General features: G+C 34.5%; 1 pseudogene. It reads right to left on the reverse strand.

What is annotated here, in order from left to right:
• Window positions 1-110: 110 nt before the first annotated feature.
• Window positions 111-267: pseudogene (locus tag SB775_RS30210) on the reverse strand (phosphate ABC transporter permease); the annotation flags it as partial.

Consider the following 267-nt stretch of genomic DNA (forward strand, 5'->3'; position numbering starts at 1 on the left):
TCATCTGGTCCAACTGTTCGATACTTTGTAATGAATACTAAAATGAGTAGAATTAAAATTGCGAGTAATACTCCACCGATAATTAATGGAATCGTCATGTAAATTCCCCCTTATAATCTTGGTTTCTTTAAAGAATAAGCGATGTTCTGTACAAGCAGAACACCATCTTGGACTCCCTCGATAATAACTTCAGTTCCTTGTGAAATATCTTTCTTTCCAACTGTTTTAGCTAGGATTGCATTGTTTCCAAATTGGGAGGAAATTAAT

The sequence above is a fragment of the Peribacillus sp. SIMBA_075 genome (assembly GCF_046534585.1).